General features: G+C 44.8%; 19 protein-coding genes and 1 pseudogene. 10 read left to right on the top strand and 10 right to left on the bottom strand.

The features are described 5' to 3' along the window. The first annotated feature begins 68 nt into the window (after positions 1-68). The gene (locus tag A3M5_RS0113230) at positions 69-1,928 is read left to right on the top strand and encodes a transglycosylase domain-containing protein (RefSeq protein WP_018394247.1); all 1,860 of its coding nucleotides are present in this window, start codon (positions 69-71) and stop codon (positions 1,926-1,928) included. A 103-nt stretch (positions 1,929-2,031) separates the two neighbouring features. On the opposite strand, the gene mtnD is transcribed toward A3M5_RS0113230, so the two are convergent. Genes mtnD through A3M5_RS0113255 form a run of 5 tightly spaced genes read right to left on the bottom strand, consistent with a single transcriptional unit; the run spans position 2,032 to position 6,266 of the window. Next, positions 2,032-2,565, bottom strand: coding sequence for an acireductone dioxygenase (gene mtnD, locus A3M5_RS0113235; protein WP_018394248.1), 534 nt, complete (start codon positions 2,563-2,565; stop codon positions 2,032-2,034). A 4-nt stretch (positions 2,566-2,569) separates the two neighbouring features. Continuing rightward, entirely contained in the window at positions 2,570-3,181 is a 612-nt protein-coding gene (locus tag A3M5_RS0113240) for a methylthioribulose 1-phosphate dehydratase (protein WP_018394249.1), read from the bottom strand. Continuing rightward, a complete protein-coding gene (locus A3M5_RS0113245; RefSeq protein WP_018394250.1) occupies positions 3,178-3,828 on the bottom strand; it encodes a 2-hydroxy-3-keto-5-methylthiopentenyl-1-phosphate phosphatase in 651 nt (216 codons plus the stop codon). The genes A3M5_RS0113240 and A3M5_RS0113245 overlap by 4 nt, the downstream gene beginning before the upstream one ends. Next, the gene (locus A3M5_RS0113250) at positions 3,828-5,027 is read right to left on the bottom strand and encodes a 2,3-diketo-5-methylthiopentyl-1-phosphate enolase (RefSeq protein ID WP_018394251.1); all 1,200 of its coding nucleotides are present in this window, start codon (positions 5,025-5,027) and stop codon (positions 3,828-3,830) included. The genes A3M5_RS0113245 and A3M5_RS0113250 overlap by 1 nt, the downstream gene beginning before the upstream one ends. Positions 5,028-5,072: 45 nt before the next feature. Then, positions 5,073-6,266: a pyridoxal phosphate-dependent aminotransferase gene (locus A3M5_RS0113255; protein WP_018394252.1), complete on the bottom strand. Its 1,194-nt coding sequence runs from the start codon at positions 6,264-6,266 to the stop codon at positions 5,073-5,075. Between the two features lie 88 nt (positions 6,267-6,354). On the opposite strand from A3M5_RS0113255, the gene mtnK reads away from it, so the two are divergent. After that, positions 6,355-7,521, top strand: coding sequence for an S-methyl-5-thioribose kinase (gene mtnK, locus A3M5_RS0113260; RefSeq protein WP_018394253.1), 1,167 nt, complete (start codon positions 6,355-6,357; stop codon positions 7,519-7,521). After that, positions 7,521-8,552, top strand: coding sequence for an S-methyl-5-thioribose-1-phosphate isomerase (mtnA, locus tag A3M5_RS0113265; protein ID WP_018394254.1), 1,032 nt, complete (start codon positions 7,521-7,523; stop codon positions 8,550-8,552). Before mtnK ends, mtnA begins: the two co-directional genes overlap by 1 nt. Positions 8,553-8,668: 116 nt before the next feature. Here mtnA and A3M5_RS0113270 read toward each other — a convergent pair whose 3' ends face one another. After that, complete coding sequence (locus A3M5_RS0113270; RefSeq protein ID WP_018394255.1) at positions 8,669-9,226, bottom strand: DUF5366 family protein; 558 nt, start codon at positions 9,224-9,226, stop codon at positions 8,669-8,671. Positions 9,227-9,507: 281 nt separating this feature from the next. Here A3M5_RS0113270 and A3M5_RS0113275 point away from each other — a divergent pair, with 281 nt between their 5' ends. Genes A3M5_RS0113275 through mnhG form a run of 7 tightly spaced genes read left to right on the top strand, consistent with a single transcriptional unit; the run spans position 9,508 to position 15,237 of the window. Further along, complete coding sequence (locus A3M5_RS0113275) at positions 9,508-11,925, top strand: Na+/H+ antiporter subunit A (protein ID WP_018394256.1); 2,418 nt, start codon at positions 9,508-9,510, stop codon at positions 11,923-11,925. Next, positions 11,912-12,334 carry a Na(+)/H(+) antiporter subunit B gene (locus tag A3M5_RS0113280; RefSeq protein ID WP_018394257.1) on the top strand — a complete coding sequence of 141 codons (423 nt, stop codon included), beginning with the start codon at positions 11,912-11,914 and terminating at the stop codon, positions 12,332-12,334. Before A3M5_RS0113275 ends, A3M5_RS0113280 begins: the two co-directional genes overlap by 14 nt. Then, complete coding sequence (locus A3M5_RS0113285; protein ID WP_018394258.1) at positions 12,334-12,675, top strand: Na(+)/H(+) antiporter subunit C; 342 nt, start codon at positions 12,334-12,336, stop codon at positions 12,673-12,675. Before A3M5_RS0113280 ends, A3M5_RS0113285 begins: the two co-directional genes overlap by 1 nt. Continuing rightward, positions 12,668-14,149 carry a Na+/H+ antiporter subunit D gene (locus tag A3M5_RS0113290; RefSeq protein WP_018394259.1) on the top strand — a complete coding sequence of 494 codons (1,482 nt, stop codon included), beginning with the start codon at positions 12,668-12,670 and terminating at the stop codon, positions 14,147-14,149. Before A3M5_RS0113285 ends, A3M5_RS0113290 begins: the two co-directional genes overlap by 8 nt. A 5-nt stretch (positions 14,150-14,154) precedes the next feature. Beyond that, positions 14,155-14,634 carry a Na+/H+ antiporter subunit E gene (locus A3M5_RS0113295; protein WP_018394260.1) on the top strand — a complete coding sequence of 160 codons (480 nt, stop codon included), beginning with the start codon at positions 14,155-14,157 and terminating at the stop codon, positions 14,632-14,634. Beyond that, complete coding sequence (locus A3M5_RS0113300) at positions 14,631-14,915, top strand: Na(+)/H(+) antiporter subunit F1 (RefSeq protein ID WP_018394261.1); 285 nt, start codon at positions 14,631-14,633, stop codon at positions 14,913-14,915. Before A3M5_RS0113295 ends, A3M5_RS0113300 begins: the two co-directional genes overlap by 4 nt. Continuing rightward, the gene (gene mnhG / locus A3M5_RS0113305) at positions 14,899-15,237 is read left to right on the top strand and encodes a monovalent cation/H(+) antiporter subunit G (protein WP_018394262.1); all 339 of its coding nucleotides are present in this window, start codon (positions 14,899-14,901) and stop codon (positions 15,235-15,237) included. Before A3M5_RS0113300 ends, mnhG begins: the two co-directional genes overlap by 17 nt. A 50-nt stretch (positions 15,238-15,287) precedes the next feature. Here the strand turns inward: mnhG and A3M5_RS26855 are convergent. The 4 genes and pseudogenes from A3M5_RS26855 to A3M5_RS0113320 all read right to left on the bottom strand — a co-directional run. Further along, positions 15,288-15,383 (bottom strand): annotated as a pseudogene (locus tag A3M5_RS26855) (DUF2188 domain-containing protein); the annotation flags it as partial. A gap of 50 nt (positions 15,384-15,433) precedes the next feature. Beyond that, positions 15,434-15,823: a hotdog fold thioesterase gene (locus A3M5_RS0113310; protein ID WP_018394263.1), complete on the bottom strand. Its 390-nt coding sequence runs from the start codon at positions 15,821-15,823 to the stop codon at positions 15,434-15,436. A 59-nt stretch (positions 15,824-15,882) separates the two neighbouring features. Beyond that, positions 15,883-17,208: a Na+/H+ antiporter family protein gene (locus A3M5_RS0113315; RefSeq protein ID WP_018394264.1), complete on the bottom strand. Its 1,326-nt coding sequence runs from the start codon at positions 17,206-17,208 to the stop codon at positions 15,883-15,885. Between the two features lie 89 nt (positions 17,209-17,297). Then, the gene (locus tag A3M5_RS0113320; RefSeq protein ID WP_018394265.1) at positions 17,298-18,755 is read right to left on the bottom strand and encodes a leucyl aminopeptidase; all 1,458 of its coding nucleotides are present in this window, start codon (positions 18,753-18,755) and stop codon (positions 17,298-17,300) included. Between the last annotated feature and the right edge of the window lie 23 nt (positions 18,756-18,778).

The following is an 18,778-nucleotide window of genomic DNA, read 5'->3' on the forward strand; positions in this document are numbered from 1 at the left end:
CATCTTTTTTTCCTTTATGATTATACATAAGAAAGAAAAGTCAAACCTCAGAAAAAGGCGGTTAGTGAATGAGAACGGTTTTTGGATATGTCCTCATTATTTTGCTTATCCCTGCATCCGTTATGACGTTTTATTACGCCGATGCCGAAGCAGGTAAAGTGCAAATTTTTGATGATTATGTAGAAGAAAAAATTATTATTAAAGAAGTTGATTTGCCACAGGCAAGCAAGATAAAAGATACAAATGGCAACACGTATGTCGAGCTCCATCAACCAAATCGAATTGTCGTTGACGGTGAAAAAGTTCCTGCCTTTTTAAAGGAATTATTTTTACAATCGGAAGACAAACATTTTTATGAACATTCCGGTATCGATGCGGCTGCTGTCATGCGGGCGTTTTTAGTCAATTCCCAGTCAGATGAGATCGAGCAAGGTGCAAGTACGATTACTCAGCAAGTTGCCCGCAACATTTATTTAACGCAGGACCGGACACTGGCACGGAAAATATCAGAAGTACTTTACTCGTATCAAATTGAGAAAAAGCTCAAAAAAGATGACATTTTGAATTTATATTTAAATGTTATTTACTTCAACCATAACGTGTACGGCGTGGAAGCCGCGGCGCAGTATTATTTCCAAAAGCCGGTGGACAAGCTGTCAAAAGCACAAATGGCGTTTATAGCAGCGATTCCAAACAATCCGTCACTCTATGATCCATTGGAGCGCTTTGATAATACGAAAACGCGCCAAGAACGCCTCATTGACATTATGGCGCGGGAAGAATTTATTACAGCAGATGAGGCGGAACAGATTAAAAACGAAAAAATCACGCTGAATGTACGCAATCGTCTCGATAAATATCCCGACTACTCCACATATGTTAGAGATGAATTCAGTGATTTAATCTCTGAAACAGAAGGATTTGATCAGCAGCTTATTAATGCAGATGGCGATGCGCGCAAAGCGATTCAAGAAAAGTTGAACGCACGTGTAGCAGAAGTGCTGGCCTCTGGTGTTATTATTCATACGGCGCTTGATCCTTCTATGCAAGAAAAAACGGTCAGTGCGGTGAACAACGTACTCGCTGGTTCATCCGTGCAAGGATCTGCTGCTGTCGTCGGAAATCAGTCACGTGACATTGTCGCATTGTCGGGCGGGAGAGACTTTGATGTGACGCAATTTAACCGGGCACACCAAGGGTACCGTCAGCCCGGATCAACGATTAAGCCACTGCTTGATTACGCACCTTACATGGAAACGTTTGGCGCTGGTGTGAATGATCTTATTTCCGCTGATAAATACTGTGTTGGAGATTGGTGTCCAAACAACTACAGTGGTAGAGAATACGGAATGGTCACGATTAAAGAAGCATTAACGAAATCACACAATACATCCGCTGTCCGTGCGTACATGCGGACAGGCATCGAGCGTTCATTTTCTTATCTTGATAAATTTGACTTTAACCGTGTCGATGAAGACGATCACGTGCGCGCCGCCTCACTCGGTGGAATCGATCCTGGTGTAACATCTCTTGAAATGGCTGGTGCCTACACCTCATTTATCGATGGTACATTTACGAAGCCGCATGCGATTAAACGTGTAACCGATTTTGAAGGAAACACGCTTTACGCTTGGAAAGTCGAACCTGTTCGTGTCTGGTCATCCGCTACAGCATATAAAATGCGCGACATGCTTACAAACGTTGTAAAAAATGGGACCGGTAAAAAAGCAAACTTTGCGACCACTTATATTGGCGGGAAAACAGGGACGACGAATAATTACCACGATCTCTGGTTCGTCGGACTGACTGAAGGCTATACAGCTGGTGTATGGGTTGGGAAGGACAAATATGACAATCAATACGATAACATCCACTACATGGAATCCTATGGCCCTCAGCAGCTCATCTGGAAACGTATCATGAGGTAATAGATTGCTAGAATCACCCCCGCACCGAAATCTGGCTGCGGGGTATTTTTTTCAAAAAAAACCGGAACACTTTGTCAGCTGTTCCGGTTCTTCCCGTTTATATTTATGCTTTTTTCTGCTCGTCGTCGTAAATCGGCACCCAGCCTTCTTGAGTAACGAAGACACGGACGGCCACTACTTTACGGTCTTCCATTAATGTGAAGTAATGACGTGTGTTGACCGGAACTGAAATTAAATCGCCCGGCTCAAGCTCTACATTGAAAAATTGGCCATCTTTCGCTTGGATCGCGAAAATGCCATGTCCGCTCACAATAAAGCGTACTTCATCATCTGTATGAATGTGAATATTTTCAAATTTTTTCAACAATTCATCGAGGTTCGGTGTACTATCTGATAAAGAAATGATATCACGCGCCTGATAGCCGCGGCGTTCAGAAATATCGTCAAGTTCTGGCTTGAATACATCAAGTACTTGTTGCTTCTCTTCATCTGTCAACGAATAATTTTCACGCAAATTTTCGGGAAGCTTCGTAATATCCCAGTTTTCATAAATAACTTCCTGTCCTGTCAAAAAAGCACTGACTGCATTTCGATCCGTTACACGTTCACCAGTTTCTTGAAAATAAATAGATGCCATTTGTTCATCTTCCTTTCAGGATAAGTAATTTAATATGCCATGAAAATAAAAATTCATACGCTTCTAAAAACTTTTTCGCTTCAAACGCATCGCGGCCCCAAACGGTAATGCCATGGTTGCGAATTAATACGGCACCGGCGTCAGCTGACACGTACTTGCCAAACTCTTCAGCAAGCTTCGGAATGTTCGCATAGTTTGGAATAATCGGCACAGTCACCGACGCATGCTCTTCCCATATGCCGAACGCTTTAATAATTTCCTGTCCGGTAAACGTCACTTCGCCCTTGTCACCATACAATTCCGAAATCACATTGTTGTCAATCGTATGCACATGCAGGCTGCACCCGGCGTCCGTTTTACCGTACACTTCTACATGCAAAAGCGTTTCAGCGGATGGCTTGCCGGCAAAGCCTTCAATCGCTGCACCTTGTGAGTCTACAAGCAAAAAGTCTTCCTTCGTTTCTTTTCGCTTATCTTTTCCGCTTGCCGTGACAAGGAACGACGCATCATCCACTTTAATCGATAAATTGCCGCTCGTCCCCGGGAACCAGTCACGCACCGCAAGCTCCCGCTTCACATCCGCTAGATCATTCCAACGTAATTGCATTGTATTCATTTGACTACCTCTTTCACATGATCAATGACTTCATAAAATGTATCAAACGGCTTGTGGGTCAAACCAAGTGCACGGCTTTTTTCGAGCAATAAATCACGTGCAATCACAAAGTCGGCAAGTTTAGCTGCTTCCAGGTCCGTAATCGAATCGCCAATCACGATAATATCTTTCCCTTTTGCAATATCACGAACGATCGAAGGCTTGCAGCATCCGCACTCGTTATGACAATGCTCATCGCACGAATGAGGCCAGTCAATATGAATGTATTCACCCGAAAAATCAGCCGCATTGCAATAGATATAGTCATCTGGGACAAGGCCATTTAATATCGGCTTCACAAAAAAGTCCATCCCCCCACTTACGATATAAAGCGGAATTCCAGCCTCTTTCGCATACGCCACAAAATCCGCAAAGCCTTCACGAATTTTCGCATCATGTAAAATGAAGTCAATGATTTCTTCTTTTTGCGATGATGGAAGGAGCGCAAACATTTTCCCGACGCCTTCTTTAATCGAAATCTGCTGCGTGAGTACACCATCTTTTAACTCTTCCCAACCGGCTGGTGCAAACTGTTTCATGATGGCGATAATGTTATCATTTTTCGTAACCGTGCCGTCAAAATCACAAATGAGTACAGTATTCTCCATCACTTACCTGTTCCCCACAATTCAAGTGCGACACGTAAGTCTTCGTGTTGCTTTGCTGCTTCTTCAATCGTTCGGCCAGATACGACCGCATCTACCGCTTGACGGAATGCACGTCCGCCGCCTGCTGCACCATTCGGATGGCCGTGAACGCCGCCGCCTGCATTAATGATTGAATTCATTCCGAAATCCTCATACAGTACGGGCACAAGCCCCGGATGAATACCAGCAGATGGCACCGGAAACGTCTGTTTATAAATGCTGTCTTCAAGCGCCATTTCCGCTGTTTTCAAAGCTGCGGTCCGCTCCAGTGCCACCGATCCATATGGCGACGGGAACAATGTAAAATCAGCGCCTGCCATACGGACGAGCTTGCCGAGCATCAATTCTGTCGATATACCGTGATGCGGTGAAGATGTAAATGCGCCGGATATAGCCGGATGCGCCATAATCGGCACCGGAATATCGCGGTCTTCTGCGAGTTCCTGTAACACATCCAGCCCATATGCGAATACGTTAAATAAATAGGCGGTTGCACCGAGTTCAATGCCGCGGCGTGCTTTTTCTTTTAGGTCACACGTGCGTCCAGTTAAATTCACCGCATACAACGCTTTTTTACCGCTTTCCACGATAACCTGTTTGCCAAGCTTCAATCGCTCTTCAAATGGCGTCAGCTTATTTTCAAATAAAATTTCATCGTCTTTAATAATGTCAATGCCGCCATTAAGCTGCGCTTTTAGCTGTCTTTCCATATACGACAGATCACGGCCAATGACGCCTTTAAATATGCTCATAACGAGCGGACGGTCATAGGCACCTGTTAATTCACGAATACCTTGTACACCAAACTTCGGGCCCGGAAACCATCTTGCCAAATCACTTGAAAAATCAAGATCCATTAACCGGATGACACCATCTAATGATAATTTACCAAATACCGTTACCAAAATAGCCGGCAAATCGGTGCTGAAGTTTGCCGCAGGATACGCAATTGTAACATCTGCTTCCCGTCCTTCTGTCGTTTCACGTCCCGTTTCTTTAATCGATATGACTCGCCCTTTATGCTTCTTTAACTGCTCCTGCTCAAGATGCGGCAAGTCAGTCCATGAACCGATTGTCAATCCGAGTGCGATACCTTCTGCTTTTTTTTCAAATTGGCCGCCTTTATCAAACAGCCGGTACGTTGCGATCACTTCACTCATCACTCGTTCTCCATTCTGAATACCAACTAGTTTACTAGGATTATGTCATTTTTTTCTCATTTTGTCAACAAAGAGCTCCTGCTTTCCGATTCGTTCAACAGCTTCTAACAGTCTATTCTCATCCGTCAATAACCCCACACGCACGTAGCCTTCCCCATATGTGCCAAATCCAATTCCTGGTGCCGTGACGACATGTGCTTTTTCCAAAAGTACATCGGCAAATTCAACTGATGTATAGGGTGCTGGCACTGGAAGCCAGACGAAAAAGGAACCCGCTGGTGCAGTGACATCCCAGCCAATTTTCTTGCACGCCTGAATGAACACGTTGCGGCGGCGTTCGTACATGTCTGTAAGTCCACGGACACAGTCTTGCGGACCGGTTAATGCATCCGCCGCTGCTTTTTGAATCGCACTGAACAAGCTCACATACATGTGATCCTGCAATAAATTAATCGCTGAAATGACACTTTTATTTCCTGCGACAAAGCCAACACGCCATCCAGCCATGTTGTATGTTTTCGATAATGTATACACTTCTACACCGATGTCTTTTGCCCCCTCTGCTTGTAAAAAGCTCGGTGGCTTAACACCATCAAATCCAACACCGCCATAAGCGAAATCGTGCACAACACATATGTTATGCTGCCTAGCAAGATGAACTGTCTCATCAAAAAAGGCCGGATTTGCCTGGGCACCGGTCGGGTTGTTCGGATAGTTTAGTAGCAAAAGCTTTGCCCGCTCCAGCTGTTCACTGTCCATCACACTGTAATCTGGCAAAAAGCCATTTTCGGCTGTAAGCGGCATGTAATCCATCTTCGCTCCGGCCAGCGCTGCCCCTGACCAGTAATCCGGATAGCCGGGGTCCGGCACGAGCATGTAATCACCTGGGTTCAATAAACATATCGGCAATTCGACGAGTCCGGCTTTTCCGCCAAACAAAATAGCGACTTCCTTTTCTGGATCGAGGTCTACGTCATATTCTCGCTTGTAAAATTCGGCAGCTGCTTCTTTTAAAAACAGCTGTCCTTGAAACGGGGGATACTTATGAAAATCAGAGCGATCCGCCGCGGTTTTCAGCGAGTCTACAATATGCTGAGGGGTCGGCTGATCCGGGTTTCCCTGTCCGAGATTAATGACGTCGTGTCCTGCGTTCACATACTGTGCTGCTTTTTTCGTCAACGCCGCAAAAAACTGTTTCGGCAGCGTATTTAACAATGTCGATTGATCAAATTGAGTCATTTATACACCTACTTAAATTGTTCTTGCAATTTCAGTCATTAATATATATGCTATTTGTCGAATTGTAAATATATTCGGAGGGATAAACATGTCTTTATATGAAGCATTAACGACCGAATCAGCTGTTTCCCTTGTGAAAAAACTTGGCTTATTTGCTGAATCTGAAACCCTTTCTTGTCAAGAAATTGGCGACGGGAATTTAAATTACGTGTTCCATATAAAAGGAACAGAAAAAAGCGTCATCGTCAAACAGGCACTTCCATATGCAAAAGTTGTTGGCGAAAGCTGGCCGCTTACACTTGAACGAGCTGATATCGAAAATCGGGCACTCCGTTTGCAAGGTCAATTCGCGCCTGATTACACCCCTAAAATCTACTATTCTGATAAGAATTTGGCCATTACAATTATGGAAGATTTATCCTATTTAGAAATTGCCCGTACAGGCCTTATTAATGGTGAAGATTATCCGCTCATCGCGCAGCATACTGGTGAATTCATCGCCCGCACGCTTTACGGCACATCCGACTTTGCGCTCGGGCCGCAGGAAAAGAAAAAGTTACAAAATACGTTTTGCAATCCCGAGCTGTGTGATATTACTGAAGGACTTGTGTTTACAGATCCGTTTTTTGATGCCGACACAAATGATTTTGAAGAAGGGCTTCGGCCGGATGTAGAAAAACTATGGCAAGATTCAAATTTGAAGCTCCATGCCGCACAGTTAAAACGATTATTTTTAACGTCCGGTGATGCGCTTTTGCATGGTGACCTTCATACAGGCAGTATTTTTGCAAGCAAGACGGAAACGAAAGTGATTGATCCAGAGTTTGCGTTTTACGGACCGTTCGGGTTTGATATTGCCCATTTTACAGCAAACTTATTTATGAATGCCTTTTCTCGCGAAGAGTCACGCCGCGCGCAAGTATATGCGCATGTTGTGACGGTGTGGGATGTGTTTACCGGTGAGTTTACACGTTTGTGGAATGAAAACAATACAGAAGCTTTTGCCCAAACAGATGGCTATCTGGAATGGCTTTTGGCTGATATTTTTGAGCAAGCGACCGGTTTTATGGGGCTTGAAATGATACGTCGGACGATTGGTCTTGCCCATGTGAAAGATCTCGATAGCATAGAAGATGAGGCGACGCGTTTAGAAGCAAAACGCCAATCCTTGTCGATGGGTGCGCATTTTGTAAAAGAACGGGCCCGTTATACGTCTGCGGATCAGCTCGTCGCGGCGTTTAAGGAGGGGCTTTAATGACTATCCCACAATCTGTTAGTTGGGAAAATCATACGATTCGGCTGTTAGATCAGCGCAAATTGCCGCATGTAACGGAATACTTGACGCTTGGAACAGTAGAATCTGTATTTGAAGCGATTAAATCGCTTGCTGTACGAGGTGCTCCGGCGATTGGCATTGCAGCAGCGTTCGGTGTTGCCTTATCAGCACTCACATGTAAGACAGAGGATGTTCATGAACTGAAAGAGCAAGTATTTATGGACAGCGGCTATTTGTCGCAGTCACGTCCGACGGCCGTCAACTTATTTTGGGCGCTGAATCGGATGAATGAAGTGGTCGTACGATCAAATACCGCTCAGTCATTGCGTGAAAACGTATTGGCGGAAGCGCTGACGATTCAAAAAGAAGATGCAGAAGTGTGCCGCTCGATCGGCGAACATGCGCTTACATTGTTTCAAAACGGCGACCGGGTCATGACAATTTGCAATGCGGGTTCAATTGCGACGGCAAAATACGGCACAGCGCTTGCTCCCTTCTTTTTAGCGAAAGAGCGTGGCATCGATCTGTCTGTTTTCGCATGTGAAACGCGTCCTGTATTTCAAGGTGCTCGTCTGACAACGTGGGAATTAATGCAGGCAGATATCGACGTAACACTCATTACGGATAGCATGGCCGCACACACGATGAAAATGAAACAGATTTCAGCCGTCATTACCGGTGCAGACCGGATTGCAGCTAACGGTGACTCTGCCAACAAAATCGGCACATTCGGTCTGGCGGTTCTAGCAAAGTCATTCGGCATTCCATTTTACATCGCGGCTCCACTGTCAACCTTTGATCTTGATACGCCAAACGGCGACGCGATTCCGATTGAAGAACGCGACCCGAGTGAGATTACGCATGTGAACGGAGTAAATATCGCACCAGACGGCGTGAATGTGTTCAATCCTGCGTTTGACGTTGCACCTGCTGACTTGATCACAGGTATCGTGACGGAAAAAGGGATTATTAAACCGGATAAAGCATCGATTGCCGCATTATTTGCCTAATTTCAAACGTGTCCCGCCCGGCTAAATGGCCAGGCGGGACACGTTTGTTTACACGTACCTGCACTTCATCACAATCATAAAAAAAGTCTCTGGAATTTTCCAGAGACCGTTCTTTTTCACAATGGCAGAGACGCTAAAATGCCGTTGTATAGTTTCATGATAATTAAAGCAAGCAACAAGCCGAAGAAAATCCAGAACAGTGCTTCAAAAACGATAATACCGATCATTTGCGGTGTCGTAATGTGGGCGCTTAATTTGTAAACGAAATAAACGGTGTAAGCCATTGCCGTTACGAGAAAAATAATAAGAATACCAGCAGCAGACGAAAAGCTAATTAGAGAGACAAGCCCACCGATGAAAAAAATAACAGCACCAAACCGTGCTTTTTTCAACAATTCGCCTTCTGTATCTTTTGAAAAAAATAAAAGGGCGAGTTCATTCGCTGTATTCGCCAGCAGCTTAAGCGTGGAGAAAAGCATTGTGAATACAAGCATAAGGCCGCCGATCACCACAAGATTCATTTCCGTTTTTGTAAAGAAATCGAGCATTCCGCTATATAAGTTCGCTTTTTGAAGCACTTCAACAACGAGAGCTTGTCCATACATAGCGAGCGACAAGCTAAAAAGTAAAATAGCAAGAAGCGGCATATAGCCGGTTAAATACGTATTTTTCATTAAATTGATTCTCCCCTGTCACAGTCAGTCACTGTTCATTATGCAAGAGGATGGTTGCTATGACAAGCAATTTTCGATATTTTTTGGATAATAGGCACAAACTCTAGCAAATTTTGCATAGTTTCACTATATTTAAATTTTTTTATTTAATTGAAATCACCGATCTCCTTCATATTTATTATAATGATTGCGTTTTCACACATATCCTAAATTATGCGATGCACAATCATTTTTTTTACGCTATACTTTTAAACATATACTATACTTTAGGAGGGATTTCATTGTCTTTGCTTCACTGGGCCATACTCGCTCCTTTTATTATGGCCTCATTCGTTCCTTTCGTGCGAAAAAAAGCAGCAGCTATACATACAGGCTGGTTCGTTTTGATCTTGCCGGTCGTTCTGTTTGTTTCATTTCTTCAATATCTTCCTGTAACGATGAATAATGACTCCATTATGCAAACAGCTGCCTGGATCCCATCGCTCGGTATTGATTTCACGGCGTATGTAGATGGCCTCAGTTTACTATTTGTTCTTCTCATTACTGGAATCGGGGCACTCGTTGTGCTGTACTCTATTTACTATTTGTCCAAAACAAGAGAAAGTCTACAGCATTTTTATGTGTATTTGCTTATGTTTATGGGGGCGATGCTCGGCGTCGTTTTATCGGACAACGTAATTACGCTGTACATGTTCTGGGAATTGACATCTATTTCATCCTTCCTCTTAATTGCGTACTGGTTTGACCGCGACCGCTCCCGTTATGGCGCATTGAAATCAATGCTTATTACGGTATTCGGTGGATTGATGATGCTCGGTGGTTTTCTCATTCTATCGATTATGGGCGATACATTCAGTATTCGTGAGCTCGCTGCTCAGGCACCAGAACTAAACAATCATCCGCTCTTTTTACTGGCGATGATCCTCATTTTGCTCGGTGCGTTTACGAAGTCGGCACAGTTTCCTTTTTACATCTGGCTGCCTGATGCAATGGAAGCGCCTACTCCTGTCAGTGCGTACTTGCACTCAGCGACGATGGTGAAAGCAGGGATTTACCTTGTTGCCCGGTTCAGTCCTATTTTTGCTTTTTCTGGCTACTGGTTCTGGATTGTCGGCGCAGTTGGGTTATTCACGATGGTATGGGCGTCCTTCAATGCCATTAAACAAACGGATTTAAAAGGGATTCTCGCGTTTTCAACAGTCAGTCAGCTCGGCTTAATTATGTCGCTGCTCGGTGCCGGTTCAGCAGCGCTTCACTTTGACTCCCTGGATGATAACTTGTACACAGCAGCCGTTATTGCGGCCGTGTTCCATTTAATTAATCATGCGACGTTCAAAGGCAGTCTGTTTATGGTAACCGGTATTATTGACCATGAAACAGGGACGCGCGATATTCGGCGCCTTGGCGGATTAATGAGCTTGATGCCGATCACATTCACTTTATCTGTGATCGGTGCCTTTTCAATGGCTGGTCTGCCGCCATTTAACGGGTTTTTAAGTAAAGAAATGTTTCTTTTATCGATGGTTCAGTTAACCGAACTGAATATATTCAATCTTGAAACGTGGGGACTTCTATTCCCTGTTCTAGCATGGGTCGGTAGTGTATTCACGTTCATTTACAGCATGATCATCGTCTTTAAAGTATTCGCTGGGAAATTTCAGCCGGAAAAACTGGAGAAAAAGCCGCATGAAGCGCCGTTTGGGATGCTAATTTCACCGCTCGTGCTCGCGGCGCTTGTGATCGTATTCGGTTTATTTCCGAATTTGCTATCGTACAGCTTAATCCAACCAGCCGCCGCCGCCATCGTGCCATCTATTATTCCAATTGGCAGCCAGCTCGATGTACATATTTCATTCTGGCACGGAATGACGACAGAATTGATGATGACAATCGGAATTGTCGTTATTGCGATTATCCTATACAAATTTTTGTCGAAATGGATCGGAATTTACGAGTATTTCCCGGGAAAAGTCACACTCAATAAAATGTATAACGCCAGTTTGTATATAGCTGAGCGAGGGTCACACTCACTGACAAAATCATATATGACTGGGTTTATCCGCAGCTATCTCGTTTATATTTTCGCCTTTTTTATTACCATTCTCGGCTTTACGATCTGGGCGAAAGATGCATTTCGATTTGATGCATCAAATATAGCACCTATCGGTGTTTATGAAGTCGGACTGCTTATTGTCCTGTTGATCGCAACCGCTACCATTTTAATGGCCAAATCACGTCTTACATCAATTATTTCGCTCGGTGCAGTCGGGTATAGCGTATCGCTTTTCTTCATTATTTTCCGGGCGCCGGATCTTGCGTTGACACAACTCGTCATCGAAACGGTTTCGACAGCGTTATTCTTACTTTGCTTTTACCATTTGCCAAAATTGTCACGTCATGAAGAAAAAAGACGCTTCCAGATTGGCAATGCGGTCATCGCTGCTGGTGTCGGCCTCATCGTGGCATTGATCGGAATTTCAGCGCACAGCACAAAACTATTTCCATCGATCAATGAATATTACGTTAAAAACACGTACACAAAAGCGGGCGGCGAAAATATGGTCAATGTGATTCTCGTCGACTTCCGCGGCTTTGACACATTATTTGAAATTTCAGTGCTATCTGTTGCAGCACTTGGTATTTACGGATTGATTAAACTGCGTATGGAGAAAGGCGGCGAGCAACATGAAAACGAATGATATCATCTTTCAAACCGTCGCCAAAGTTGTTTTCTTCATGATTATCTTTTTTGCTGTTCATCTTTTCTTCGCCGGGCACTATTACCCGGGCGGTGGATTTGTCGGCGGGCTGCTCACTTCAGGCGCGATTGTTTTATTAATGCTCGCATTTGATATGAAAACGGTCAAAAAAGGATTTCTTTCCGATTATAAATGGCTGATTGGTCTCGGCTTATTGTTTTCAGCCGGTACAGCCGCTGGATCATTCATTTTTAATGTTCCGTTTTTCACTCATGTATACGATGATGTTTGGCTTCCAATTTTCGGAGTCACATCGCTGCACACCGCAATGCTGTTTGACCTTGGTGTGTACCTTGTTGTCATTGGTGTAACCATGACCATTATTCAAACGATTGGAGAGAGTGAATAATGGAAATTTTAATGTGTATTGTCGCCGGTCTGCTGTTTGCAGCGGCTGTCTATTTAATGCTTTCGAAAAGCTTGCTCCGAATTATTGTTGGCACTGGACTCCTCAGCCACGGCACACATTTAATGCTGCTGACGATGGGCGGACTGAAAACAGGCGCAGCACCTGTTCTAGGTGAACATGCCGCATCGTACACAGATCCAGTTCCGCAGGCGCTTATTTTAACCGCAATCGTCATCAGTTTTGGCGTCACAGCTCTGTTCCTTGTTATTGCCTATCGCGCCTATCAAGAGCTTGGCACAGACAATATGGATCAATTGAAAGGAACAGAAGCAGATGATTAATTTACCTGTTTTGCCGATTCTCATTCCTCTTATTGCTGCGATTGTCTTGCTGTTTATCTCTAAAAGTGTCCTTGCTCAGCGAGTCGTGTCCGTTATTGCTTCTGCTTCGACTGTCGTGTCTGCGCTGATCCTAATGGCGAAAGTAAAATCTGACGGCATTCAAACCGTCGATATGGGCAGTTGGCCGGCACCGTTCGGTATTACACTCGTATCGGACATGCTGAGCATTTTACTCGTCTTAACGGCATCGATCATTACCTTATGTGTCGTTCTCTATTCATTCCGTTCAATTGGAAACGGGCGTGAACGATTTTACTACTATCCGATCGTCCAGTTTTTGCTGCTCGGTGTGAATGGTTCATTTACGACAGGTGATATTTTTAACTTGTTCGTATTCTTTGAAATTATGCTCATGTCGTCCTATGTGTTAATCGTCATTGGCGGCACGAAAATACAGCTGCGTGAATCAATTAAATACATTCTTGTGAATGTCATTTCATCTGCCATTTTCGTTATTGCCGTCGGATTTTTATATTCCGTCACCGGTTCACTGAATATGGCACACATTTCAGCACGAATTTCTGAGATTAGTACGGAGCCGATCATTACGGTACTCGCTGTTTTGTTTTTAATCGTTTTCGGCTTAAAAGGGGCTATTTTCCCGCTCTATTTCTGGCTGCCTGGTTCTTACGCTGCACCACCTGCGCCCATTCTTGCTTTGTTTGGATCTCTTCTTACAAAAGTCGGAATTTACGCGATTTTGCGGACCTATACGCTATTCTTTTATCACGATCAGCCGTTTACGCATGACTTAATGTCACTTCTTGCGCTCTTAACGATTGTGGCCGGTGTCATCGGCGCTCTCGCATATCGTGATGTGAAACAAATTTTAATTTATAACATTATTATTGCGGTCGGCGTGCTGTTGTTCGGAATTGCCACGATGACCGAAGAATCCATTGCTGGAACGTTGTTTTATCTCATTCATGATATGATCGTTAAAGCAGCACTCTTCCTGCTCGGCGGAATCATTATTTACATCGCCGGCACGTCCAATTTAACGAAAATGGGTGGGCTGATCCGTCAGTATCCAGCACTTGGCTGGACCTTTTTACTCACTTCGTTTGCACTAGCCGGTATTCCCCCGTTATCCGGATTCACCGGTAAATTGTTAATCGTTCGCTCTGGCTTTTCAGAAGGAGAATATGTCGGTTCAATTGTCGTCTTGCTGTCGAGTTTAGCCGTCCTATATTCCGTTGTAAATCTATTTATGGAGGCTTTCTGGAAAACACCTGAAACGCCTTTGCTTGATGTGAAAAAGCAGACAGGTTCATTGTTCATTCCAGCTGCAGTACTCGTCTTGCTGTCTGTTTTGTATGGCGTTGGAACAGAAGCGGTATATCCTTATGTGATGCAGGCTGTTGATACGCTCATCCATCCGGAAATCTACATCGACGCCGTGTTAAAGGAGTAGATGGTATGGCATTTCAAATTTTATTAAATGTATTTTTAGCGTTTCTCTGGATGTTTTTGCAAGTTTCATTTAGTGCACGAACGTTCATTATTGGCTATTTACTAGGGCTGCTCGTCATGTTCTGTATGCGCCGATTTTTCATACACCGATTTTACATACACCGCGTCTGGGCAGTTACGTATTTGTTTTTCTTGTTTTTAATCGAATTGATTAAAGCGAATATTGACGTATTAAAGCTCGTACTCAGTCCAAAACTCACGATGCGTCCAGGTATTTTTGCTATGGAGACGGAATTGAAATCGGACTGGGAAGTAACTTTGCTGTCCAACTTAATTACATTGACTCCCGGTACGCTCGTCATTGATGTATCGGATGACAATAAGACACTGTATATTCATGCGATTGATATCGGCGAAGTGTCAGAAGCCATTGATAGCATTAAAAATTCATTTGAAAAAGCCATTATGGAGGTGAGCCGAGGATGATAGGTATCGTGTTGAAAATAACGCTTGTCCTGCTGGCCATCGCTATGCTTGGATTTATTTACCGGCTCGTTAAAGGACCGACGACGCCCGATCGCATCGTAGCGCTGGATGCGTTGGGTGTCATCCTCGTATCGATTACTGCTGTTCTTTCTATGATACTAGATACAAGCAACTTTTTAGATGTCATTTTGCTCATTGGTATTTTGGCCTTTATCGGAACGGTGGCGTATGCGAAGTTTTTGGAGAAAGGAGAGATTATCGAATATGACCGTGATCAGTGACGTGTTCATCGCGTTTCTTTTGCTCGTAGGCGCGTTTTTCAGTCTCATTGCGGCATTTGGTGTCATCCGTTTCCCTGATGTCTATACACGCAACCATGCGGCCTCTAAGAGCGCCACACTTGGTGTTATGTGTATTCTTCTGGCAACATTTCTTTATTTTCTTGTTGAAGACGGCTTTTTCAGCTCCCGTCTCTTGCTCGGGATCGCCTTTTTCTTCATTACCGCTCCGGTTGCCGGCCACTTAATTAGCCGCGCTGCCTACAATTCCGGGGTAAAAATGTGGGATAAAAGTGTCCGGGATGATTTAAAAGATAAGAAATAATAAGAAAAAGGCTGCCTGAAAAGTGATTTTTCCTGGCAGCTTTTTCTTACTTCAAGAAGTGCATTGGCAATCTCAATCGCTTTGTCTCGTACATCTTCTGGTAAATTTTTCATCGAATCAGGATACTCCTTTTTGCTCCATGGCATTAGAAGTCCCTCCTTCATCAAACCTTTCCCTGCTGACTATCAAGTAAACACTATCTTTTTTCCACAACCGCCATTGTACAGCGTGATAAGGAGATCAGTGCGCCCTCTTCATCTGTAATTTTAATAGTCCACACCATCGTCGTCCGGCCTCGATGCTCGATTTCAGCCGTCGCTGTTACAATCCCGTCACGCTTTGATTTAATATGATTCGCGTTTATTTCTAGTCCAAAACTTAATTCCATTTCAGGGTCGATCAGTGCCGCTGCACCTAAACTTGCCGCCGTTTCAGCAAGTGCAACCGATGCGCCACCATGTAAATAGCCAAACGGCTGACGCGTCCGTTCATCTACCGGCATGGTCATCACCACTCGTCCTTCGATTATCTCAACAATCTCCATACCGAGCGCTGCGATCAATGTTCCTTCTCTTTGAAACTTCATGTTCATTCCTCCTAAAAATTAAAAAAGCGCCCGTTCTTTTTAGGAAGCGGGCACTTCAATTACAGCACCATCGCTGCGATCCAGCCAAAAATAATGACCGGAATATTGTAATGTATAAATGTCGGAACAACGGTATCCCAAATATGATCATGCTGTCCGTCCGCATTTAAACCGGACGTCGGTCCGAGCGTGCTGTCGGACGCAGGTGACCCGGCATCCCCGAGCGCACCGGCTGTTCCGACGAGCGTAATAGTTGCCATCGGGCTAAAGCCGAGTTCGAGCGCAAGCGGTACAAAAATCGTTGCGATAATCGGAACTGTTGAAAACGAAGAACCGATCCCAAGCGTGACGAGTAAGCCTACTAGGAGCATTAACAAGGCACCGAGCGGACGATTGCCGCCAATTGCCGCCGCTGCATTTTCAACAAGTGTCTCAACGTCCCCTGTCGCCCCCATGACGCTCGCAAAACCAGATGCGGCAATCATGACAAATCCAATAAACGCCATCATGCGCATGCCATTCGTGTGCAGCTGATCCGCTTCACTCCAGCGTACAGCACGGAATACGTACAGCACAATGATCCCGGCAAGTGCACCAAATACCATTGATTCAGTCCATAGTTGCGCGGCGAGCGCAGCAACAATAGCCATACCTGCGATAATTAAACCATGTTTTGTGTAACCGGCACGTGCTTCTGATTCAACTAGAACCGGTAAATGTGAATCTTCATAATCACGTGGCTTTCGATACGAGAAAAACACCGCGATCAATAATCCGACCAGCATGCCCACAGCGGGTAATAACATCGCTTTCGGCACTTGATCCAGTGTTACTTCAAGTCCGCTTGCGGTCATATTCGTTGCAATAATCCCTTGGAATATTTGTCCGAATCCGACCGGTAAAAGCATATACGGTGTAATAAGACCAAACGTTAAAACACAAGCAGTCAATCGCCGGTCAATTCGAAGTTCATCCATAATTTTTAACAATGGCGGAATCAAAAGCGGAATAAACGCAATGTGCACCGGCACAACATTTTGAGAAAAACAAGCCATTAACAAAATGACAATGAGAATAAGTGCTTTCGGCAGTTTTTGCGACCGTGTCTCTTCTTTTTTGCCAATATACTTTAAAATGAAATCAACGAGTGCTTCCGGCAATCCGGTACTTGAAACCGCGACCGCAAACCCACCGAGCATCGCATAACTGAGCGCTACGTTCGCGCCGCCGCCCACACCGTCTGAAAAAGCGGCGATTGTGCCATCCATTCCAAGCCCGCCGATCAATCCGCCTAAAAATGCGCCCGTAATGAGTGAAAAAACAACATTGACGCGGAGCAGGCTGAGAACGAGCATAATGAGAACGGCAATAACTACTGCATTCATCAACATGTACCTCTTTTCCTTTACTGTGCTAATAGACTAAAAAGCCGTATTACACAATAGCAAAGCGCCCGCTCACTTGTCAATGCTTTTTACGATAATGCAAGGATTGCCAGTGTTCGTGTCATGACACCTGGCGACATTTCTGCACTTCCGGCAATATCAAGATGAACCCACGGGATATTCTCAGCAAATTCACCGATAAAGCCGCCGCCCATAATCGCGTGTCCTTCACGTCCCGGCGAATTGTTTAAATCGGCAACGTCACTGCGCCGGATTCGTTTTTTATCAAATTCGGTGAGCGGCAGCTGCCAAATAAATTCGCCCGCTTCGTGTGATGCTTCGAGCACCTGTTCAAAAAACGGTTCATTGTTTGTCAATGCGCCCGTCTTGTCTTTGCCGAGCGCGATAATCACACCGCCGGTCAATGTGGCGACATCGACAATTCGGCCCGCGCGCTGCTGTTTCGCATATGTGATCGCATCTGCCAGCACGAGCCGTCCTTCTGCATCCGTGTTTTTCACTTCAATTGTTTTGCCTGACAGCGACGTGATCACATCATCCGGCTTAAATGCATGGCCGCTAATGACATTGTCTGTTGCCGGAATCACGGCCATCACTGGCTGATCTGGCCGCAGTTCGCCGAGGATTTCCATTGCGCCAAGAACAGCTGCTGCACCCGCCATATCTGTTTTCATGCCGACAATGCCGTCTTTCGATTTAATCGAATATCCGCCTGTATCAAACGTGACGCCTTTGCCGACAAAGGTAAGCACATCTTCCCATTCCTCGTTCGGCTTATACTTAAGTGTAATCATTTTCGGCGGAGCAACAGAACCTTGTGCAACAGCGAGGAATGACCCCATACCGATTTTCTCCATGTCCGCCCGCTCTAAAATTTCAATCTCAAACCCATATTGATCGGCAAGTTTTTGCGCATGGGCCGCAAGATCGGCAGCCGTCATCATATTTGGTGGTGTCGCCGTGAGGCGCCTTGCCGTATTCGTCCCATCTGCCATCGCTTTACCGACAACGCACGCCGCCATCGCTTCGACCGCATCTGCTTCTGTCCATACGTCAATCGATTTCAAGATTTTCTCCGGTTCGTTGCCCGGCGTCCGGTAGCCCGTGTACTGAAACCGTGCCATGAAAAATGCTTCAAAAATTGCTTCGGCTGCTTCAACAGCCGTCACGTTTTCTGTCACAAATGAATCAAGTGCAACAGCAATGGATTCGAGTCCATATTTCTTTGACTGCTTAGCCACATTCGTCACCGCTTCGTGAATCGTATGAAAATCTGCTTCTTTTTCTTTGCCAATTCCTGCAAAAATGATGCGCTTCGTTTGAATTTGACCCATCGTTGGAACAACAGCTCCCTGTCCTTTTTTGGCAGAAAGATCGCCGTTTTTGACAAGCTCAGTAAGGTTTCCTTTAAAGGAATCATCAAGCGTTTGTAAAACGCCTTCAAATTTCAAAGGTTTGTCAAATAGTCCAACGAGTAGTGCATCTGACTTCGTTTCTGTGAATGATCCGTTTTTAATGGTAAACATGTTTATCACCTCCATATTATTAT

The organism is Bacillus sp. 37MA (assembly GCF_000372765.1).
GTDB classification, from domain to species: domain Bacteria; phylum Bacillota; class Bacilli; order Bacillales; family Domibacillaceae; genus Domibacillus; species Domibacillus aminovorans.